Annotated in this window: 18 protein-coding genes and 1 tRNA gene; 11 read left to right on the top strand and 8 right to left on the bottom strand. The window is 66.2% G+C overall.

What is annotated here, in order from left to right; genetic code table 11:
* The first annotated feature begins 2 nt into the window (after nt 1-2).
* Nucleotides 3-926 (top strand): MerR family transcriptional regulator, encoded by a 924-nt coding sequence (locus tag OMP44_RS12565; protein WP_280308587.1) that lies wholly within the window; start codon nt 3-5, stop codon nt 924-926.
* The gene (locus OMP44_RS12560; protein ID WP_280308584.1) at nt 923-2,344 is read left to right on the top strand and encodes a cryptochrome/photolyase family protein; all 1,422 of its coding nucleotides are present in this window, start codon (nt 923-925) and stop codon (nt 2,342-2,344) included. Before OMP44_RS12565 ends, OMP44_RS12560 begins: the two co-directional genes overlap by 4 nt.
* Nucleotides 2,345-2,372: 28 nt before the next feature.
* Here OMP44_RS12560 and OMP44_RS12555 read toward each other — a convergent pair whose 3' ends face one another.
* The 6 genes from OMP44_RS12555 to hemA form a co-directional block, all read right to left on the bottom strand.
* The gene (locus OMP44_RS12555) at nt 2,373-2,897 is read right to left on the bottom strand and encodes an acyloxyacyl hydrolase (RefSeq protein WP_133861545.1); all 525 of its coding nucleotides are present in this window, start codon (nt 2,895-2,897) and stop codon (nt 2,373-2,375) included.
* Nucleotides 2,898-3,049: 152 nt separating this feature from the next.
* Complete coding sequence (gene murI / locus OMP44_RS12550) at nt 3,050-3,841, bottom strand: glutamate racemase (RefSeq protein ID WP_133861546.1); 792 nt, start codon at nt 3,839-3,841, stop codon at nt 3,050-3,052.
* Nucleotides 3,834-4,589, bottom strand: a complete 756-nt coding sequence (locus OMP44_RS12545) for a molybdopterin-synthase adenylyltransferase MoeB (protein WP_280308581.1) — start codon at nt 4,587-4,589, stop codon at nt 3,834-3,836. The genes murI and OMP44_RS12545 overlap by 8 nt, the downstream gene beginning before the upstream one ends.
* Nucleotides 4,583-5,413 carry a peptide chain release factor N(5)-glutamine methyltransferase gene (gene prmC, locus OMP44_RS12540; RefSeq protein ID WP_280308579.1) on the bottom strand — a complete coding sequence of 277 codons (831 nt, stop codon included), beginning with the start codon at nt 5,411-5,413 and terminating at the stop codon, nt 4,583-4,585. The genes OMP44_RS12545 and prmC overlap by 7 nt, the downstream gene beginning before the upstream one ends.
* Before the next feature lie 3 nt (nt 5,414-5,416).
* Nucleotides 5,417-6,499, bottom strand: a complete 1,083-nt coding sequence (prfA, locus tag OMP44_RS12535; RefSeq protein ID WP_187980411.1) for a peptide chain release factor 1 — start codon at nt 6,497-6,499, stop codon at nt 5,417-5,419.
* Nucleotides 6,496-7,764 (bottom strand): glutamyl-tRNA reductase, encoded by a 1,269-nt coding sequence (gene hemA / locus OMP44_RS12530; protein WP_133861550.1) that lies wholly within the window; start codon nt 7,762-7,764, stop codon nt 6,496-6,498. The genes prfA and hemA overlap by 4 nt, the downstream gene beginning before the upstream one ends.
* Nucleotides 7,765-8,010: 246 nt before the next feature.
* Here hemA and OMP44_RS12525 point away from each other — a divergent pair, with 246 nt between their 5' ends.
* The 9 genes from OMP44_RS12525 to OMP44_RS12485 all read left to right on the top strand — a co-directional run bounded on the left by OMP44_RS12525 (nt 8,011) and on the right by OMP44_RS12485 (nt 15,874).
* A complete protein-coding gene (locus OMP44_RS12525) occupies nt 8,011-9,735 on the top strand; it encodes a tetratricopeptide repeat protein (protein ID WP_280308575.1) in 1,725 nt (574 codons plus the stop codon).
* Nucleotides 9,732-10,352: a lipoprotein insertase outer membrane protein LolB gene (gene lolB, locus OMP44_RS12520; RefSeq protein ID WP_431312640.1), complete on the top strand. Its 621-nt coding sequence runs from the start codon at nt 9,732-9,734 to the stop codon at nt 10,350-10,352. Before OMP44_RS12525 ends, lolB begins: the two co-directional genes overlap by 4 nt.
* Nucleotides 10,349-11,209, top strand: coding sequence for a 4-(cytidine 5'-diphospho)-2-C-methyl-D-erythritol kinase (gene ispE / locus OMP44_RS12515; protein ID WP_187980413.1), 861 nt, complete (start codon nt 10,349-10,351; stop codon nt 11,207-11,209). Before lolB ends, ispE begins: the two co-directional genes overlap by 4 nt.
* A gap of 25 nt (nt 11,210-11,234) precedes the next feature.
* Nucleotides 11,235-11,309 (top strand) — tRNA-Gln (locus tag OMP44_RS12510).
* A gap of 41 nt (nt 11,310-11,350) precedes the next feature.
* A complete protein-coding gene (locus OMP44_RS12505) occupies nt 11,351-12,292 on the top strand; it encodes a ribose-phosphate pyrophosphokinase (protein WP_007161553.1) in 942 nt (313 codons plus the stop codon).
* Nucleotides 12,293-12,414: 122 nt separating this feature from the next.
* Nucleotides 12,415-13,038 carry a 50S ribosomal protein L25/general stress protein Ctc gene (locus OMP44_RS12500; RefSeq protein ID WP_133861554.1) on the top strand — a complete coding sequence of 208 codons (624 nt, stop codon included), beginning with the start codon at nt 12,415-12,417 and terminating at the stop codon, nt 13,036-13,038.
* Between the two features lie 34 nt (nt 13,039-13,072).
* The gene (gene pth, locus OMP44_RS12495; protein WP_133861555.1) at nt 13,073-13,657 is read left to right on the top strand and encodes an aminoacyl-tRNA hydrolase; all 585 of its coding nucleotides are present in this window, start codon (nt 13,073-13,075) and stop codon (nt 13,655-13,657) included.
* Nucleotides 13,658-13,701: 44 nt separating this feature from the next.
* Entirely contained in the window at nt 13,702-14,802 is a 1,101-nt protein-coding gene (ychF, locus tag OMP44_RS12490; RefSeq protein WP_280308561.1) for a redox-regulated ATPase YchF, read from the top strand.
* A 160-nt stretch (nt 14,803-14,962) separates the two neighbouring features.
* Entirely contained in the window at nt 14,963-15,874 is a 912-nt protein-coding gene (locus OMP44_RS12485) for a LysR family transcriptional regulator (RefSeq protein WP_133861557.1), read from the top strand.
* Here OMP44_RS12485 and OMP44_RS12480 read toward each other — a convergent pair.
* The gene (locus tag OMP44_RS12480; RefSeq protein WP_208693789.1) at nt 15,847-16,206 is read right to left on the bottom strand and encodes a hypothetical protein; all 360 of its coding nucleotides are present in this window, start codon (nt 16,204-16,206) and stop codon (nt 15,847-15,849) included. The two genes, OMP44_RS12485 and OMP44_RS12480, sit on opposite strands and share 28 nt — an antisense overlap.
* Nucleotides 16,207-16,312: 106 nt before the next feature.
* On the bottom strand, nt 16,313-17,500 hold the full coding sequence (locus OMP44_RS12475) for an MFS transporter (RefSeq protein WP_280308555.1): 1,188 nt from the start codon (nt 17,498-17,500) through the stop codon (nt 16,313-16,315).
* Nucleotides 17,501-17,515: the final 15 nt, after the last annotated feature.

Genomic DNA, 17,515 nt, shown 5'->3' with positions numbered 1-17,515 from the left:
CCTTGCCTTCGCCGTCGAACGGCGAAGATCAGGACTACCAGTCCGCTCTCCACGAGGGCTGGCTGCCCATCCGGGAAATCGCCCGGCGCACCGGTGTGAATGCCGTGACGCTGAGGGCCTGGGAGCGGCGCTATGGCTTGCTGGTCCCCAAGCGCACGCCCAAGGGCCATCGCCTGTACAGCGAGGCCCATGTGGTCCGCGTGCAGCAGGTCCTCGCCTGGATCGCCCGCGGTGTAGCGGTCAGCCAGGTCAAGGGGCTGCTCGACGAACAACGGCCCGCGGTGATCCCCAGCGATACGCCCTGGCAGGCCATTCACCAGGAGATGATTGACGCCATCGGCCGACTGGCCTCGCGTGCGCTGGATGAGGCCTACAACCGCGCCGCCTCGCTCTATCCACCGCGGGTGCTGCTGGACCAGTTGCTCTGGCCGCTGCTGCGGGAGCTGGAGCGTCTGAGCCAGGCGACCGACGATGGTCGCCTGCAACAGGTGTTCTTCCAGTCCTGGCTGCGCAGCAAGCTGGGTGCGCGGATCTACCACAGCCAGCACAGCCTCAGAGGCGCGCCCCTGGTGCTGCTGAATCTCGACGAGACCCCGATGAACACCTCGCTGTGGCTCTGCGCCTGGCTGATCAGCGCCGCGGAATGCCCGGTAGAACTGGTGGAGTGGTCGGTTCCCGCGGGCAATCTGGATCGCCTGGTCGAGCAGCTCGAACCCCGGGCATTGATCCTCTGTCGTGACAGCCGTCCCGACAGCGAGCTGCGGCGCCAGCTGCAGACCTTCGCCAATCGCCATGCGCGCCCCTGCCTGACGCTTGGTGCGCTGGGTGAATCCCTTACTGCCGATGCCGCGCCGGCGCGCAGCCCCGGCGAAGCCTTCGATCGCCTGCAGAGTGCCGGGCTGCTGCATCAGGAACGCCATGCATGAATCAGCTCGTCTGGTTTCGAACTGACCTGCGCACCCTCGATCATCCCGCTCTCCATGCCGCCACCGAACAGGGCCCGGTGGTCGCCGTCTTTCTGCTGAGTCCTGCCCAATGGCAGGAGCATGACGAGGCGGCGGTCAAGGTCGACTTCTGGCTGCGCAACCTTGCCGAACTGGGCAAGACGCTCAAGTCCCTCGGTATCCCCTTGCTGATCCGCAGTGCCGAGCACTGGGCGCAGGCCCCCCAGGTGCTGCTCGACCTGGCCCGGGAGCTGGGCGCCGAACACCTGCATTTCAATGACGAATACGGGATCAACGAAGCCGCCCGTGACGACGCCGTGGTCAAGGCCTTCGAAGACGCTGGCCTGGCGACCCATCGCTATCTGGACCAGACGCTGTTCGCGCCGGGGACGGTGCTGACCAAGAGCGGTGGCTACTTCAAGGTTTTCGGCCAGTTCAGGAAGACCTGCCTGGCCCGCCTGGAGACCGGTCTGCCGACGCCCCTGCCAGCCCCGGGCAAGCAGCGCAAGAGCCCGGTCCCTTCGGACAAGCTGCCCACCGCGGTCGAGGGTTTCGCAGCCACCGCCGCCGACCTGCAAGGGCTATGGCCGGCAGGGGAAGAGGAAGCACTGCAGCGTCTGGAAGCCTTCATCCGGGATGATCTGGAAGACTATCAGCGGGCGCGGGACATTCCCTCCGAACCCGGTACCAGCCAGTTGTCGGCCTATCTCAATGCCGGGGTGCTGACGCCTCGCCAGTGCCTGCAGGCGGCGGTCCGCGCCAACGATGGCCTGCTCAGCGGCGGCAAGCAGGGAGCGGTCACCTGGATCACCGAGTTGCTCTGGCGCGAATTCTATCGTCACGTGCTGGTGGGTTACCCGTGGGTTTCCCGGCACCAGCCATTCAACCGGGATCTGACCGCCCTGCCCTGGCGTGACGACCCCGAAGGCCTCGCAGCCTGGCAACAGGGGCGCACCGGGATTCCCATCATCGATGCCGCCATGCGCCAGCTCTTGCAGACCGGCTGGATGCACAATCGCATGCGCATGCTGACGGCCATGTTCCTGTGCAAGAACCTGCTGATCGACTGGCGCCAGGGTGAGCGCTGGTTCATGCGGCAGCTCATCGATGGCGACCTGGCCTCCAACAACGGCGGCTGGCAGTGGAGCGCCTCCACCGGTACCGATTCGGTGCCCTATTTCCGGGTATTCAACCCGCACACCCAGGCGTTGAAGATCGATGCCCGGGGCGACTATGTGCGGACCTGGATACCGGAATTGGCTGACCTCAAGGGCAAGGCCGTGCATACCCCGGGGGGCCGCTACCTGACGCCCCTGGTGGACCTGGGCGAGAGTCGTCAGCGCGCGCTGGCCGCCTACCGCGGCATGGCGCGGAAGAAGGACACGAAAAAGCCGGACTAGGTCCGGCTTTTTTCATATCAGCCCTGGATCAGAGAGTATGGCTGTAGAACAGCGCATAGGACTCGATGCCATCGTTGGGCTGCTTGATGCCGGCGTTGGAGTAGTGAGTCGCACGGATGCCGACGCGCTGGGTGTCGCCGATCTTCAGGCCCAGGCCGATACGGTCTTCGAAGTTGAAGGCAGAACCCAGGTCCTGCTCGCCAACCTTGGTGCTGGAGAAGACGGCGACGCCGATACCGGCTTCGACGAAGGGCTTCACCTGGCCCTGGCCGAATTCGTAGACGAACACCGGGGCGAAGGACAGCGAATGCTGGTCGGAAGACCGGCCGTTGTCACCTTCCCAGTAGGTGTAGCCCGCATCCCAGTAGCCAGTCAGGCGACCGGTGGAGCTCTGCCACCAGCTCCTGTCCCAATTCCAGCCGGCACCGATACGGTAGGTCATGCCGCTCTGGCTGGTGGCACCGACTGCCCCGGTGATTTCCACAGCCTGTGCCGATGCGATGCCACCCAGAGAAAGCGCGGCGGCTACTGCGAGGGAAAGCAATTTGTTCATGAGAGTGCCCTTATGGATGTTTCTAGTTTTTACGAACTGGGAGCATTGACCATCAAGACGTGAAGGTGTTCACAGCCCTGGATATCTTTACCTACAAGGTCGGATGCTAGTCGCTGGCCCGGCATTTGGCGAGTGAAACCCGGAGGGAAAAGTCAGACGAACGCCTTTACCTCGGCCCCTGCCGGCCAGAGCTGCGGCAACACGGCGCGAAGCTCGGCGGGGTCGCCCGAGGTCCAGAATCGCGTAGGGCCGGCCGGCCCTTCCGCCAGGCGTCCGTCCCGCGCCAGCAGACTGTGCAGGCGCCGCGCCACGGCGGCGCCGGTGTCCACCAGGATGACCTGCGGTGGCACCAGTTCGGCCAGCAAGGGACGCAGGAAGGGATAGTGGGTGCAGCCCAGGATCAGGGTGTCGCACTGCGCCGCCAGCAAGGGGGCGAGAAAGCCCTCCAGCAGGCGCCGGGTCTCGGGGCCGTGCAGATCGCCGCGCTCGACCTGTTCCACCAGTCCCGGACAGGGCTGGGTCAACACCTGGACGCCCAGGGCGAAGCGGTCCAGCAAGGCGGCGAACTTGGCGCTCTGCAGGGTACCGGTGGTCGCCAGCACCCCGACCCGGCCATTGCGGGTCGCCGCCGCGGCGGGCTTGACCGCGGGTTCCATGCCGACGATGGACCAGCGGGGATAGCGTTCGCGCAGATCGGCCACGGCCGCCACGGTGGCGGTGTTGCAGGCCACCACCAGGGCCTTGGCGCCCTGCGCGTGCAGCCGCGCCGCGATCAGCTGGCAGCGCTCGCGGATGAAGGCAGGGGTCTTTTCGCCATAGGGAATATGGCCGCAATCGGCGACGTAATGCAGGGTTTCCGCCGGTAGCAGCTGACGGATCTCCGCCAGCACCGACAGGCCGCCGACGCCCGAGTCGAAGACCCCGACCGGCGCCTCGTCAGCCATGGCGGGCGCCGCACACCGGGCAACCCGGATCGCGCTTGACCCGCAATTCGCGGAAGCGACTGCCCGCCGCATCCACCAGCAGCAGCCGCCCCACCAGGGGCTCGCCGAAGCCGGCCAGGAGCTTGAGCGCTTCCAGCGCCTGCAGACTGCCCACCAGCCCCACCACCGGACCCAGCACCCCGGCTTCGTTGCAACTGAGCTCGGCTTCGCTGCCCTCGCCATAGAGACAGTGATAGCAGGGGCTGTCGGCGCGACGCGGATCGAAGACGCTGAGCTGGCCTTCCAGGCGAATGGCGGCGCCGCTCACCAGCGGGCGTCCCTGAGCCACGCAGGCGGCATTCACCGCCGCCCGGGTGGTGAAGTTGTCCGAGCAGTCCAGCACCAGATCCACCAGGGCGATGCGCGCCGCCAGACTGTCGGCGTCCAGCGCTTCGCGCAGCGGCACCAGGCGCACTTCGGGATTGAGCGCCGCCAGCCGCTGCAGGGCGGAATCCACCTTGCCCTGGCCGATACGGCTTTCATCGTGCAGCACCTGGCGCTGCAGATTGCTCAGATCGACCTGGTCGAAGTCGGCCAGGTGCAATTCGCCGACGCCGGCGGCGGCCAGATAGAGCGCCACCGGCGAACCCAGACCGCCAAGGCCGACGATGAGCACCCTGGCGTCTTTCAGCCGCAATTGTCCGGCGATATCCACCTGGGCCAGCAGGATCTGCCGGCTGTAGCGCAGCAGTTCGCCGTCGCTCAGCATGGCCGACGCCCTCCGCTGATGCGTTCGTGACCACCCAGGTCCTGGCGACTCTCAACCTCGACGAAGCCCTGGCGAACCAGCAGATCGCGCACCGTGGCGGCCTGGTCGAAGCCGTGCTCCAGCCACAGCCAGCCATCCGGCTGCAGGTGCGCGGGCGCCGCCGCGACCAGTTCGCGGATATCGTCCAGGCCATCGACGCCGGCCACCAGGGCGCTGCGCGGCTCGAAACGCACGTCGCCCTCATCCAGATGGCGATCGCTGCCGGCGATATAGGGGGGATTGCTGACGATAAGGTCGAACCGCTGTCCGGCGAGGGCGCCGAACCAGTGACTCTGCTGAAAGACCGCATTGCCCAGGCGCAGGCGCTGGGCATTGCGTCGCGCCAGTTCCACCGCCGCCGCGATGCGATCCACGCCGCTGACCTGCCAGCGCGGTCGCTCATGGGCCAGGGCCAGGGCGATGGCACCGGTGCCGGTGCCCAGGTCCAGTACCCGCGCCTCGGCGGCCAGGGGCAATGCCAGGGCGGTTTCCACCAGCACCTCGGTATCGGGGCGGGGGATCAGGGTGTCGGGACTCACTTCCAGATCGAGCGACCAGAAGCCTTGCTGGCCAAGGATATAGGCCACCGGCTCACCCTGCCGGCGCCGTTCGAGATCGGCCCGAAAACGCGCCAGGGCCTCGCGCGGCACCAGCTTTTCCGGCCAGGTGCGCAGGTAGCTGCGCGGCTTGTCCAGGGCAGCGGCCAGCAGCAATTCCACGTCGAGCCGGGCGCTGGGTAAATCCGGCAGCTGGCTTTCGCGCAACAGGGCGCCGATGGTGGCCATGGCTTAGTCTCCCAGCGCCGCCAGCTGGTCGGCCTGGTATTCCTGCAGCAGCGGATCGATGATCTGCTGGACGTCACCGTTGACCACCTCGCCCAGCGAATAGAGGGTCAGGTTGATGCGGTGATCGGTCACCCGGCCCTGGGGAAAGTTGTAGGTGCGGATGCGCTCGGAGCGGTCGCCCGACCCCACCAGCAGCCGGCGGGTATCGGACATTTCCTTGTGCGCCGCCGCGTCCTGCTGGTCATTGAGCTTGGCCGACAGCCAGGCCATGGCCTTGGCGCGGTTCTTGTGCTGGGAGCGCTCTTCCTGGCACTCCACCACGATGCCGGTGGGCAGGTGGGTGATGCGCACCGCGGAGTCGGTCTTGTTGACGTGCTGACCGCCCGCGCCGGAGGAGCGATAGGTGTCGACGCGCAGATCGGCCGGATTGATCTCGATGGCCTGCTGTTCGTCCGGCTCCGGCAGCACCGCCACGGTGCAGGCCGAGGTGTGGATGCGGCCCTGGGATTCGGTCTCCGGGACCCGCTGCACCCGGTGCGCACCGGACTCGAACTTGAGCTTAGCGTAGACGCTGTCGCCTTCGACCCGGGCGATCACCTCCTTGAAGCCACCGTGCTCGCCCTCGTTCTCCGAGAGCACCTCAAGGCGCCAGCCCTGGCGCTCGGCATAGCGCGAATACATGCGGAACAGATCACCGGCAAAGATCGCCGCCTCGTCGCCGCCGGTACCGGCGCGGATTTCCAGGAAGACGTTGCGGCCATCATTGGGATCCCGCGGCAGCATCATGCGCTGCAGTTCGTCTTCCAGTTCCTGTAGCCGCGCCTTGGCGCTGGTCACCTCTTCCTCGGCCATCTCGCGCAGATCCGGATCGCTGTCCTTGAGCAGCGCCTGGGCGCCCTCCAGGTCGGCCTGCACCTTGCGGTATTCGGTGAACGCCTGGTTGACCGGCTCGAGTTCGGCGTATTCCTTGGAATAGGCGCGGAACTGGGTCTGGTCGCTGATGACTTCGGCGTCGCCCAACAGCGCGGTCAGCTCCTCGAAACGGTCCTGCAGACCGTCGAGCTTGTGCAACAGAGAGGTCTTCATGTCTTGTCCAAACCCTCGTCGAGGGCGAAGAGTTCCTGAGCCAAGGTCAGCGCATCGACGCGCCCCTCGGCGGATAGTTTCTTGAGCTGCACGCTCGGGGCGTGCATCAGCTTGTTGGTGAGGCTGCGTGCCAGGGCCGCCAGGGCTTCCTGGGGATCGACGCCATTGGCCAGCTGGCGCTGGGCGCGCGCCAGTTCGTCGTCGCGGATCTGCTCGCCCTGCTGGCGATAGGCGCGGACCACGTCCACCGCGGCGCGCTCGCGCAGCCGCTGCATGAAGTCCTCGACCCCGGCCAGCACCAGCTTCTCGGCCGCCTGGGCGGCGCCCTGGCGACTCTTGAGATTTTCCGCCACCACCTCGTGCAGGTCGTCCACCGTATAGAGGTAGACATCTTCCAGCTCGCTCACCTCCGGCTCGATGTCGCGCGGCACGGCGATGTCGACCATGAAGATGGGCTTGTGGCGACGCTGCTTGAGTGCGCGTTCCACCGCGCCCTTGCCGAGGATGGGCAACTGGCTGGCGGTGGAACTGATGACGATGTCGCTGTTGACCAGTTCGTCGGGAATGTCGGCCAGCAGCACGGTATGGGCGCCGAATTCTTCCGCCAGGTGGCTGGCGCGCTCCAGGGTGCGGTTGGCGACGACGATGCGCCGCACGCCCTGCTCGTGCAGATGGCGGGCGACCAGGGTGATGGTCTCGCCGGCGCCGATCAGCAGCGCCTGGCTGCGACTGAGGTCGCTGAAGATCTGCTTGGCCAGGCTGACCGCGGCGAAGGCCACCGACACCGGATTCTCGCCGATCGCCGTGTCGGTACGCACCGCCTTGGCAGTATTGAAGGTGGCCTGGAACAGCCGGCCCAGCAGCGGACCGACGGTGCCGGCCTCGCGCGCCACGGCATAGGCCGACTTGAGCTGGCCGAGGATCTGCGGCTCGCCCAGCACCATGGAATCCAGCCCCGCGGCCACCCGCATCATGTGGCGGACCGCAGCCTCGTCCTGGTGCAGATAGATGCTGGCGCGCAGGTCTTCCAGGGGCACCCGGTGATACTGGGCGAGCCAGGCCAGCACGGCTTCCGCCAGGCTGGGCTCCAGCTCCAGGTAGAGTTCGCTGCGATTGCAGGTGGACAGAATCGCCGCTTCGCGACTGTGGGTGGCCTGCTCCAGCTGGCGCAGGGCCTCGACCGTCTGCTCCGGAGTGAAGGCCACACGTTCGCGCACCTCAACCGAGGCGGTCTTGTGATTGATGCCGAGCGCGAGAAAGGCCATGGACGCAAGCAGTCGAACGGATTGGGGAAAGCCGAACATTGTCCTACGCGCGGGCGGTGGCGACAACCAGCAGCGACGAGACGTCGGACAATCGCCGTCATAGCCTGGGCGAATGAATCTTGCCGGGCAAAAGGCGTCAACAGCCTCGACCACCGCACTTCTCGGCCGGCCGCTGCGCATGCGCGACGCGGCCACGGCGACTCTTGTGGCATGATGGACCGACTGTAAAAAGGCCGCCTTGACCCTATGACCAGATACCTTGCGCTGCTGACGACCGCCCTGCTGCTCGCCGGCTGCCAGAACCTCGGCCGTCAGCCGACGCCCGCCGCCGCCATCCCGCCGCCCACCGCCAAGACCAGCACGCCGCAACCGGCCGGTTCCTTTCGCGAAGACACCCTCTATGACCTGCTGGTCGGCGAGCTGGCCGGGCAGCGCAACCGATTCGATATCGCCCTGACCAACTATGTCGAGCAGGCCAAGTCGACCCAGGACCCGGGAGTCGCCGAGCGCGCCTTCCGCATCGCCGAGTACCTGGGCGCCGATACCCCGGCGCTGGAAACCGCGCAGATCTGGGCGCGCAACGCCCCCGACAACCTGGATGCCCAGCGCGCCGCCGCCATCATGCTGGCCCGCGCCGGTCGCTATGACGAATCCATGGTCTACATGGAGCGCGTGCTCCAGGGCCAGGGCGACACCCACTTCGATTTCCTCGCCCTCTCGGCGGCGGAAACTGACGAGGCCACCCGCGCCGGCCTGCTCAAGAGCTTCGACCGGCTGCTGGCCAAGTATCCGCACAACGGCCAGCTGCTGTTCGGCAAGGCGCTGCTGCTGCAGCAGGACGGCCGTGCCGACGAGGCCCTCAAGCTGCTGGAGCGCAATCCGGCGGCCAGGCGCGAAGTCGCGCCGCTGCTCCTGCGCGCCCGCCTGCTGCAGAGCCAGGACCGCAGCGCCGAGGCCCTGCCGCTGCTCGAAGCCGGCATCCGCCAGCACCCGGAAGACCGCCGCCTGCGCCTGGCCCATGCCCGGCTGCTGGTGGAGCTGGATCGCCTGGACCAGGCCAAGCGCGAATTCGCCGAGCTGGTCACCCAGTTCCCGGATGACGATGACCTGAGATTCTCCCTGGCGCTGGTCTGCCTGGAGGCCCAGGCCTGGCGCGAAGCCCAGATCTATCTCAAGGAACTGATCGACCGCGGCAGCCACGTGGATGCCGCGCACCTCAACCTGGGTCGCAGCTACGAAGAACTCGACCAGCCCGAGCAGGCGCTGGCCGAATACACCCAGGTCGGGCCGGGCACCGACTACCTGGCCGCCCAGCAGCGCCAGGCGGAAATCCTGCTGGGCAGCGGGCGCATCGCCGAGGCCCGTCAACGCCTGGCCGAGGCGCGCAAGCGCCAGAGCGAATACGCCGTGCCGCTCTATCTGCTGGAAGTCGAAGGCCTGGCCAGTGCCGACCAGACCGCCCTCGCCGACCAGACCGTGCAGCAGGCCCTGCAGCAGTATCCCAATGACCTCAACCTGCTCTATGTCCGCTCCATGCTGGCGGAAAAGCGCGGCGACCTCGGTCAGCTGGAAGGCGATCTGCGCTACATCATCGCCCACGACCCCGACAACGCCATGGCGCTCAACGCCCTCGGCTACACCCTGGCCGATCGCACCCCACGGCTGGCCGAGGCACGCCAGCTGATCGACAAGGCGCACCAGTTGAGCCCGGACGACCCGGCCATCCTCGACAGCATGGGCTGGATCCGCTATCGCCAGGGCCAGCTGGCCGACGCCGAACGCTATCTGCGCCAGGCCTACGAACGCTTCCCCGACGCCGAAGTGGCGGCCCACCTGGGCGAGGTGCTCTGGGCCCAGGGCAAGCGCAGCGAAGCGCGCAAGGTTTGGCGCGTGGGCCTCGACGCCGACGCCGATGACGCCATCCTGCGCAGTACCCTCAAACGCCTGACTGGAAGCGAAACCCTCCGATGATCCGCGTGCGTACCTTCGTCACCCTGTTGCTGCTCGCCCTGCTGGCCGGTTGCGCCAGCACCTCTCGCCAGGAGGCCGTGGAAGGCCAGGGCAATGCCGCCCAGTGGCAGGCTCATAAAAAACGTATCGCCGCCCTCGACGGCTGGCAGATCGACGGCAAGGTCGGCATCCGCGCCCCGCGCGATTCCGGCAGTGGCACCCTGTTCTGGCTGCAGCGCCAGGACTATTACGACATCCGCCTGGCCGGCCCCCTGGGCCGCGGCGCCACCCGACTCACCGGCCGTCCGGGCGCCGTCACCCTCGATGTCTCCGGCCAGGGCAGCTATCAGGCCGATTCCCCCGAATCCCTGCTGGAACAGCAACTCGGCTGGCGCCTGCCGGTCTCGCACCTGCTCTGGTGGGTGCGCGGCCTGCCGGCGCCGGACAGTCGCAGCCAGCTGACCCTGGACGCCGACAGCCACCTGGCGCGTCTGGTACAGGACGGCTGGACCGTCGAATACACCCGCTACACCGAGCAGAACGGCTACACCCTGCCCGAGCGCCTCAAGCTCACCGGCAAGGACCTGGAAGTCATCCTGGTGGTGAAGACCTGGCAGCCGCGCGAGCTGGGCAAATGACCGCAGCGCCTGCCTTCACCCTGCCGGCACCGGCCAAGCTCAATCTGTTCCTGCACATCCTCGGCCGCCGCGCGGACGGTTATCACGAGCTGCAGACGCTGTTCCAGTTTCTCGACTGGGGCGACGACCTGGGCTTTGCCGGACGGGATGACGGCGAATTGCAACTGCACGACGGTCTGCCGGGCGTCGCCCCCGCGCAGAATCTCATCCTGCGCGCCGCCCGGCTGCTGCAGCAGGAAAGCGCCACGACCAAAGGCGCCGACCTCTGGCTGACCAAACGCCTGCCCATGGGCGGCGGTATCGGTGGCGGCAGTTCGGATGCCGCCACCACCCTGCTTGGCCTGAATCATCTCTGGGGCCTGGGCGCCAGCCTCGACGACCTGGCGGTGCTGGGGCTGCGCCTGGGCGCCGATGTGCCGGTATTCGTCCGCGGCCAGGCCGCCTTCGCCGAGGGCGTGGGGGAAAAGCTCACCCCGGTCACCCCCCCGGAACCCTGGTATCTCGTGGCCGTGCCGCAAGTCTCTGTAAGTACAGCAGAAATTTTTTCAGATCCGCTGTTGACACGGGACACTCCCGCCATTAAAGTTTGCGCCGTTCTCAAGTGGTCAGGTCGAAACGACTGCCAGAGTACGGTCGAAAGGCGTTACCCAGAAATTCGTAACGCTTTGATCTTGCTAAACAAATTTGTTTCAGCTAGATTAACCGGCACTGGAGGTTGCATATTTGGAAGCTTTCCAAATAAGACCGAAGCTGATACAGTAGCTAGCCAGCTACCAGCATCACTTCCAGGCTTCGTGGCCAAAGGTAGCAACACTTCCATGTTGCACCGGGCGCTAGCAAGCCTGACCAGAGAATGAGTACAGCTAGTACTCTGCAAGATACAGGGGCGTCGCCAAGCGGTAAGGCAGCAGGTTTTGATCCTGCCATGCGTTGGTTCGAATCCAGCCGCCCCTGCCATTTTCCTTCCAAGACCCACCTCAAGCCGCAGGAACTGCAGCGTGTCCAAGATGATGGTCTTCACGGGGAACGCCAACCCCGATCTGGCACGGCGCATCGTGCGCCAGCTGCATATCCCTCTCGGTGACGTCTCCGTCGGAAAATTCTCCGATGGCGAGATCAGCGTCGAAATCAACGAGAACGTGCGGGGCAAGGATGTCTTCATCATCCAGCCCACCTGCGAGCCGACCAACGACAACCTGATGGAACTGGTGGTGATGGCCGATGCCTTCCGCCGCTCCTCGGCCACTCGTATCACCGCAGTCATCCCCTATTTCGGTTATGCCCGCCAGGATCGCCGTCCGCGTTCCGCACGCGTCGCCATCACCGCCAAGGTCGTGGCCGACATGCTGACCGTGGTGGGCATCAATCGCGTGCTCACCGTCGATCTGCATGCCGACCAGATCCAGGGCTTCTTTGATATTCCCGTGGACAACATCTACGGCTCCCCCGCCCTGGTGGATGACATCGAAGACCAGCGTTTCGAAAATCTGATGATCGTCTCCCCGGACATCGGCGGCGTGGTGCGTGCGCGTGCCGTGGCCAAGAGTCTGGGTGTGGACCTGGCGATCATCGACAAGCGTCGTCCCAAGGCCAACCAGTCGGAAGTGATGCACATCATCGGTGACATCCAGGACCGCACCTGCGTGCTGGTCGACGACATGGTCGATACCGCCGGCACCCTGTGCCACGCGGCCAAGGCCCTGAAGGAACACGGCGCCGCCAAGGTCCTGGCCTACTGCACCCACCCGGTGCTGTCGGGTCGGGCCATCGAGAACATCGACAACTCCGTGCTGGACGAGCTGGTGGTGACCAACACCATTCCGCTGTCCGCCGCGGCTCAGGCCTGCAGCCGTATCCGCCAACTGGACATCGCGCCGGTGGTGGCCGAGGCGGTACGCCGGATCAGTAACGAAGAATCCATCAGCGCGATGTTCCGTTAAGGAACAGCCGCTCTGGAAGCGCCCTGGAAGGCCGTGACGGTCTACCGGGGCTTTTTAGTCGGTAGGGCCGTGGAACTGGTCGCAAGTCCCGGTCTGCCGATTCCTTATCCTGGAGATTCACAATGTCTGATTTCACTCTGAATGCCGAAGTGCGTTCCGACCTGGGGAAAGGTGCGAGCCGCCGCCTGCGTCGTAATGCCGGTAACGTTCCCGCCGTGATCTACGGTGGCGACAAGGCTCCGACGTCCATCACCCTGGTCGGCAAAGACCTGGCCAAGATGCTGGAAAGCGAAGCCGCCTTCGCCAGCGTCATCACCCTAAAGGTTGATGGCAGCAACGAAAGCGTGCTGGTCAAGGCCCTGCAGCGTCACCCCTCCAAGGGCTACGTCATGCACGCCGACTTCCTGCGCGTCATCGCCGGTCAGAAGCTGACCGCTCACGTGCCCCTGCACTTCATGAACCAGGAAACCTCCGTGGGCGTGAAGCAACAGGGTGGCGAGATCCTGCACACCATCAACGAAGTCGAAGTTTCCTGCCTGCCGAAAGACCTGCCGGAATTCATCGAAGTCGACATGGCCAAGGTCGCCCTGGACCAGATCGTTCACCTGAGCGACCTGAACGTCCCGGCTGGCGTCGAGCTGGTGTCCCTGGCCCACGGCAGCGATCTGCCGGTTGCCAGCATCCACATGCCGCGCATCCGTGAAGAAGCTGCTGACGGCGCTGCCGAAGAAGGCGCTGCCGAGTAAGTTCTCGCACGCCTGAAAGAGAAGGGCTCCTGACATGACTGCCGTCCAACTGATCGTCGGCCTGGGTAATCCGGGCCCCGAATACGACCAGACTCGGCACAATGCAGGGGCCCTTTTCGTTGAGCGACTGGCAGCCGCCCAGGGCGCGAGCCTGGCTGTCGACCGCAAGTATCATGGCCTGGTGGGGCGCTTCCGCCACGCGGGCAACGATGTTCGTCTACTCATCCCCACCACCTACATGAACCGCAGCGGCCAGGCCGTGGCGGCGCTCGCCGGCTTTTTCCGCATCCCGCCGGCAGCCATCCTGGTGGCCCACGATGAACTCGACCTGCCACCCGGCACCGCACGCCTCAAGACCGGCGGCGGCCATGGGGGGCACAACGGACTGCGCGACATCATCGCCCAGCTCGGCAATCAGAACGGCTTCCAGCGTCTGCGCCTAGGCATCGGCCATCCGGGGCATGCCAGCCTGGTCTCCAACTTCGTGCTGGGCCGCGCACCGCGCAGCGAGCAGGACCTGCTCGACACCAGCATCGATGCCGCCCTGGAGGTGGTTCCGGAGCTGCTGACCGGTGACCTGACCCGAGCCATGCAACGCCTGCACAGCCGCAAGGCCTGACCTACCCCCTACCCTCTTCCTTTTCTTCCGCGAGGACACACACCATGGGATTCAATTGCGGCATCGTCGGCCTGCCCAACGTCGGCAAGTCCACCCTGTTCAATGCCCTGACCCAATCTGGTATCGCGGCAGAAAACTTTCCCTTCTGCACCATCGAGCCCAACAGCGGCATCGTGCCCATGCCCGATGCGCGACTGAACGCCCTGGCGGAGATCGTCAAACCCGAGCGGGTGATCCCCACCACCATGGAGTTCGTCGACATCGCCGGGCTGGTGGCCGGCGCCTCCAAGGGTGAAGGTCTGGGCAACAAGTTTCTCGCCAACATCCGCGAGACCGACGCCATCGCCCACGTGGTGCGCTGCTTCGAAGACGAGAACGTCATCCACGTGTCGAACTCGGTGGACCCCAAGCGGGACATCGAAGTGATCGACCTGGAGCTGATCTTCGCCGACCTCGACAGTTGCGAGAAGCAACTGCAGCGGGTGACCCGCAACGCCAAGGGCGGTGACAAGGAAGCCCTGGCGCAGAAGGCCCTGCTGGAACAGCTGATCCCGCATTTCGAGGCCGGCAAGCCTGCCCGCAGCCTGCTGAAGGGCCTGGACGAGGAGCAGAAGCGCCTGGTGCGCAGTTTCCATCTGCTGACCAGCAAGCCGGTGATGTACATCGCCAACGTCGCCGAAGACGGCTTCGAGAACAACCCGCACCTGGATGTGGTCCGGGCCATCGCCGAAGAAGAAGGCGCCGTGGTGGTGCCGGTCTGCAACAAGATCGAGGCGGAAATCGCCGAACTGGACGACGACGAGGAAAAGCAGATGTTCCTCGAGTCCATGGGCATGAAAGAGCCGGGCCTGAATCGGGTGATCCGCGCCGGCTACGAACTGCTCAACCTGCAGACCTACTTCACTGCCGGGGTGAAGGAAGTCCGTGCCTGGACCGTCCGCGTCGGCGCCACCGCGCCCCAGTCGGCCGCCGCCATTCACACCGATTTCGAAAAGGGCTTCATCCGCGCCGAAGTGGTGGCCTATGCCGACTTCATCGCCTTCAAGGGCGAGAACGGCGCCAAGGAAGCGGGCAAGTGGCGCCTGGAAGGCAAGGAGTACATCGTCAAGGACGGTGACGTCATGCACTTCCGCTTCAACGTCTAAGCGACGGCGAACGCCAGAACCCCCTCCTCACCGCAAGGTGGCGAGGGGGTTTTCTTTTGCCCGTTCGCCAACGGCCTGGCTGACACCGGACGCCTGGCGATTTGGCACAATGACGGCGATCCGACCGCCGTCGAACGTCTCCCGCTGCCTGGATGCCGCCATGAATTTCGAAGACCTGCGCCTGTTCGTCACCACCCTGAACGAGGGCAGCTTCACCGCCGCCGCCGACAAGCTGGGGCTGTCCAAGCAATACGTCAGCCGGCGGACCCTGTTGCTGGAGGAAAGTCTTGGCGTGCGGTTGATCAACCGCACCACGAGGCGTCTGCAGGCGACCGAGCTGGGGATGCTGCTCTACGAGCGAGCCGTGAAGATCCTCGAAGACGTCAACGACACCGAGGAATTGCTCTCCAGCCGGCGGACGGTGCCCCAGGGGGTGCTGAGAGTCAGTGCGCCCATGACCTTTGGCACCCTGCACCTGAGTCCCCTGCTGCCGGATTTTCTCTCGGCCTATCCGCAGATCCGCCTGGAGCTGGATCTCAATGACCGGGCGGTGGATCTGCTCGCCGAGGGCTACGACATGTCGATCCGCATCGGCACCCTGGCCGATTCCAGTCTGATCGCCAAGCGACTGACCGAGATGCAGCTGGTGACCTGTGCCAGTCCGGATTATCTGCAGAAGGCGCCGCCGCTGCTGCAACCGGAGGATCTGGCCGAGCACAGCTGTCTGCTCTATGGCCATGGTCGCCAGGTGGAATGGCGCTTTCAGCGTGGAGGCAAGCCGCTGGTGCTGCCCATGCAGGGTCAGCTCAGGGCCAACAACGGAGAGGTGGTGCGGGACGCGGCCATCGCCGGTCAGGGCATTGCGGTGCTGCCGACCTTCATCATCGGCGCGGCGCTGGCCTCAGGGGCGCTGGTGCAGGTGCTGGAAGACTTCGCCCTGCCCAGCGCGGCGGTCTATGCGGTCTATCCCCAGCATCGTCAGTCGGCGCGCATCGTCCAGCTGTTCTCGGACTATCTGCGCGACCGCCTGACGGTCGGGCCGACTCACGCCACGGCGCCGCGGGTCGGTTGACGCTGGGGCCACTGCTGGAGGGTTCGCTCAGCGCCGTCGGCAGCCAGGCGCTGGCCATCCAGACGCTGCTGCTGACGCTGGATCGCCGGCTGCAGACTGCGCTCGGCGCCGTTTTCAGCCAGGGCACGCCGCGGGTCGAGACGCTGCTGCTGGCGCTGGATCGACGGCTGCAGGCTGCGCTCGGTGCCGTTCTCGGCCAGGGTACGATCCTGCTGCTGGTGCTTTTCGATCAGCGAACCCAGGGGGCGCAGGGCGCTTTCCTCGGCCTGGGCGGATTGGGCGATGGCGGTGGTGAGCAGAGTGGCGGCGAACAGAGCGGTGAGGGCTTTCATGGCGAGTACCTGTGTCGGGTGGGTGTGGACTCATTGTCGCCAGCCCACCCCGCGCCTAGAAATCGTCCCGCGGGATAGCGATCATCGACCGCGCTGATGATGGCGCTCAGGCCCGCGCCTGACGCTGGCGCAGCAGGAACAGGCACCAGACGGCCAACGCCGTGGCGGCCAGCAGGCAGCCGGCCAGGCTGACGCCGGTCCAGCCAAAGTGCTCGTACAGCCGCGCCGACAGCAGCGAACCCAGGGAGCCGCCAAGGAAGTAGCCGGTCATGTAGCCGGCGTTGAGGCGGCTGCGCGCCTCCGGGCGCAGCCGATAGACCACGTTCTGGTTGCTGACGTGGCTGAGCTGCACGGCGAGATCCAGCACCAGGATGCCGACCAGCAGCGCCGCCAGCGACTGCTGGGCGAAGGCCAGGGGCAGCCAGGCCAGGGTCAGGGAAGCCAGGCCGATGCTGGTGGCGAGACCACCCTTGCCCTGGTCGGCCATGCGCCCGGCCAGGTTGGCGGCCAGGGCGCCCACCGCGCCGGCGAGACCGAACAGGCCGATGGTGCCGTCGCTGAAGCCATAGGGTTCGGCGGCGAGCAGAAAGGCCAGGGGCGTCCAGAACATTGCGAAGACGGCGAAGCCCAGAAAGCCCAACAGGGTGCGCAGGCGGTGCAGGGGCTCGTCGCGCAAGAGCACGAACACCGAACCCAGCAGCCGTGGATAGCTCAGGCCCGCCGACTGCTGATAGCGCGGCAGCGCCAGGCGCAGGGCCAGGGCGGTGGCCAGCATCAGACCGGCCGCCACGGCATAGACGGTGCGCCAGTCGCCCAGGGACGAGAGCGCCCCGGCCACGGTGCGGGCCAGCAGGATGCCGAGGATGAGTCCGCTCATCACCGTGCCCACCGCCCTGCCCCGCTGCTCCGGCGCGGCCAGGGTCGCGGCGAAGGGCACCAGCACCTGGGCCACCACCGAGAAGAGCCCGGTCATGGCGGTGCCCAGCAGCAGCCAGGTGAGGCTGGTGGCGGTGGCGCTCAGGGCCAGGCCGGCGGCGGCGATCACGCTCATGGTGACGATCAGCCGGCGGCGCTCCAGCAGATCGCCCAGGGGCACCAGCAGCAGGAGACCGGCGGCGTAGCTGAGCTGGGCGGTGGTGACGATGCTGCCGGCCTGGGTGTAGCTGAGGTCGAAGCGCTGGGCGATGGTGTGCAGCAACGGCTGGTTGTAGTAGTTGCTGGCCACGGCGATACCGGTGGCGACGGCCATGAGCAGGGTCAGCCAGCGGCTGAGAGGAGGCGTGGGGTTCGACATCCGCAGGGTCCGGCA

It is taken from the genome of Pseudomonas flavocrustae (genome assembly GCF_029872515.1).
GTDB classification, from domain to species: Bacteria; Pseudomonadota; Gammaproteobacteria; order Pseudomonadales; family Pseudomonadaceae; genus Chryseomonas; species Chryseomonas aestiva.
Note: the sequence above shows the minus strand (reverse complement) of the source record. Positions and strands in the feature narration are given on the sequence as shown.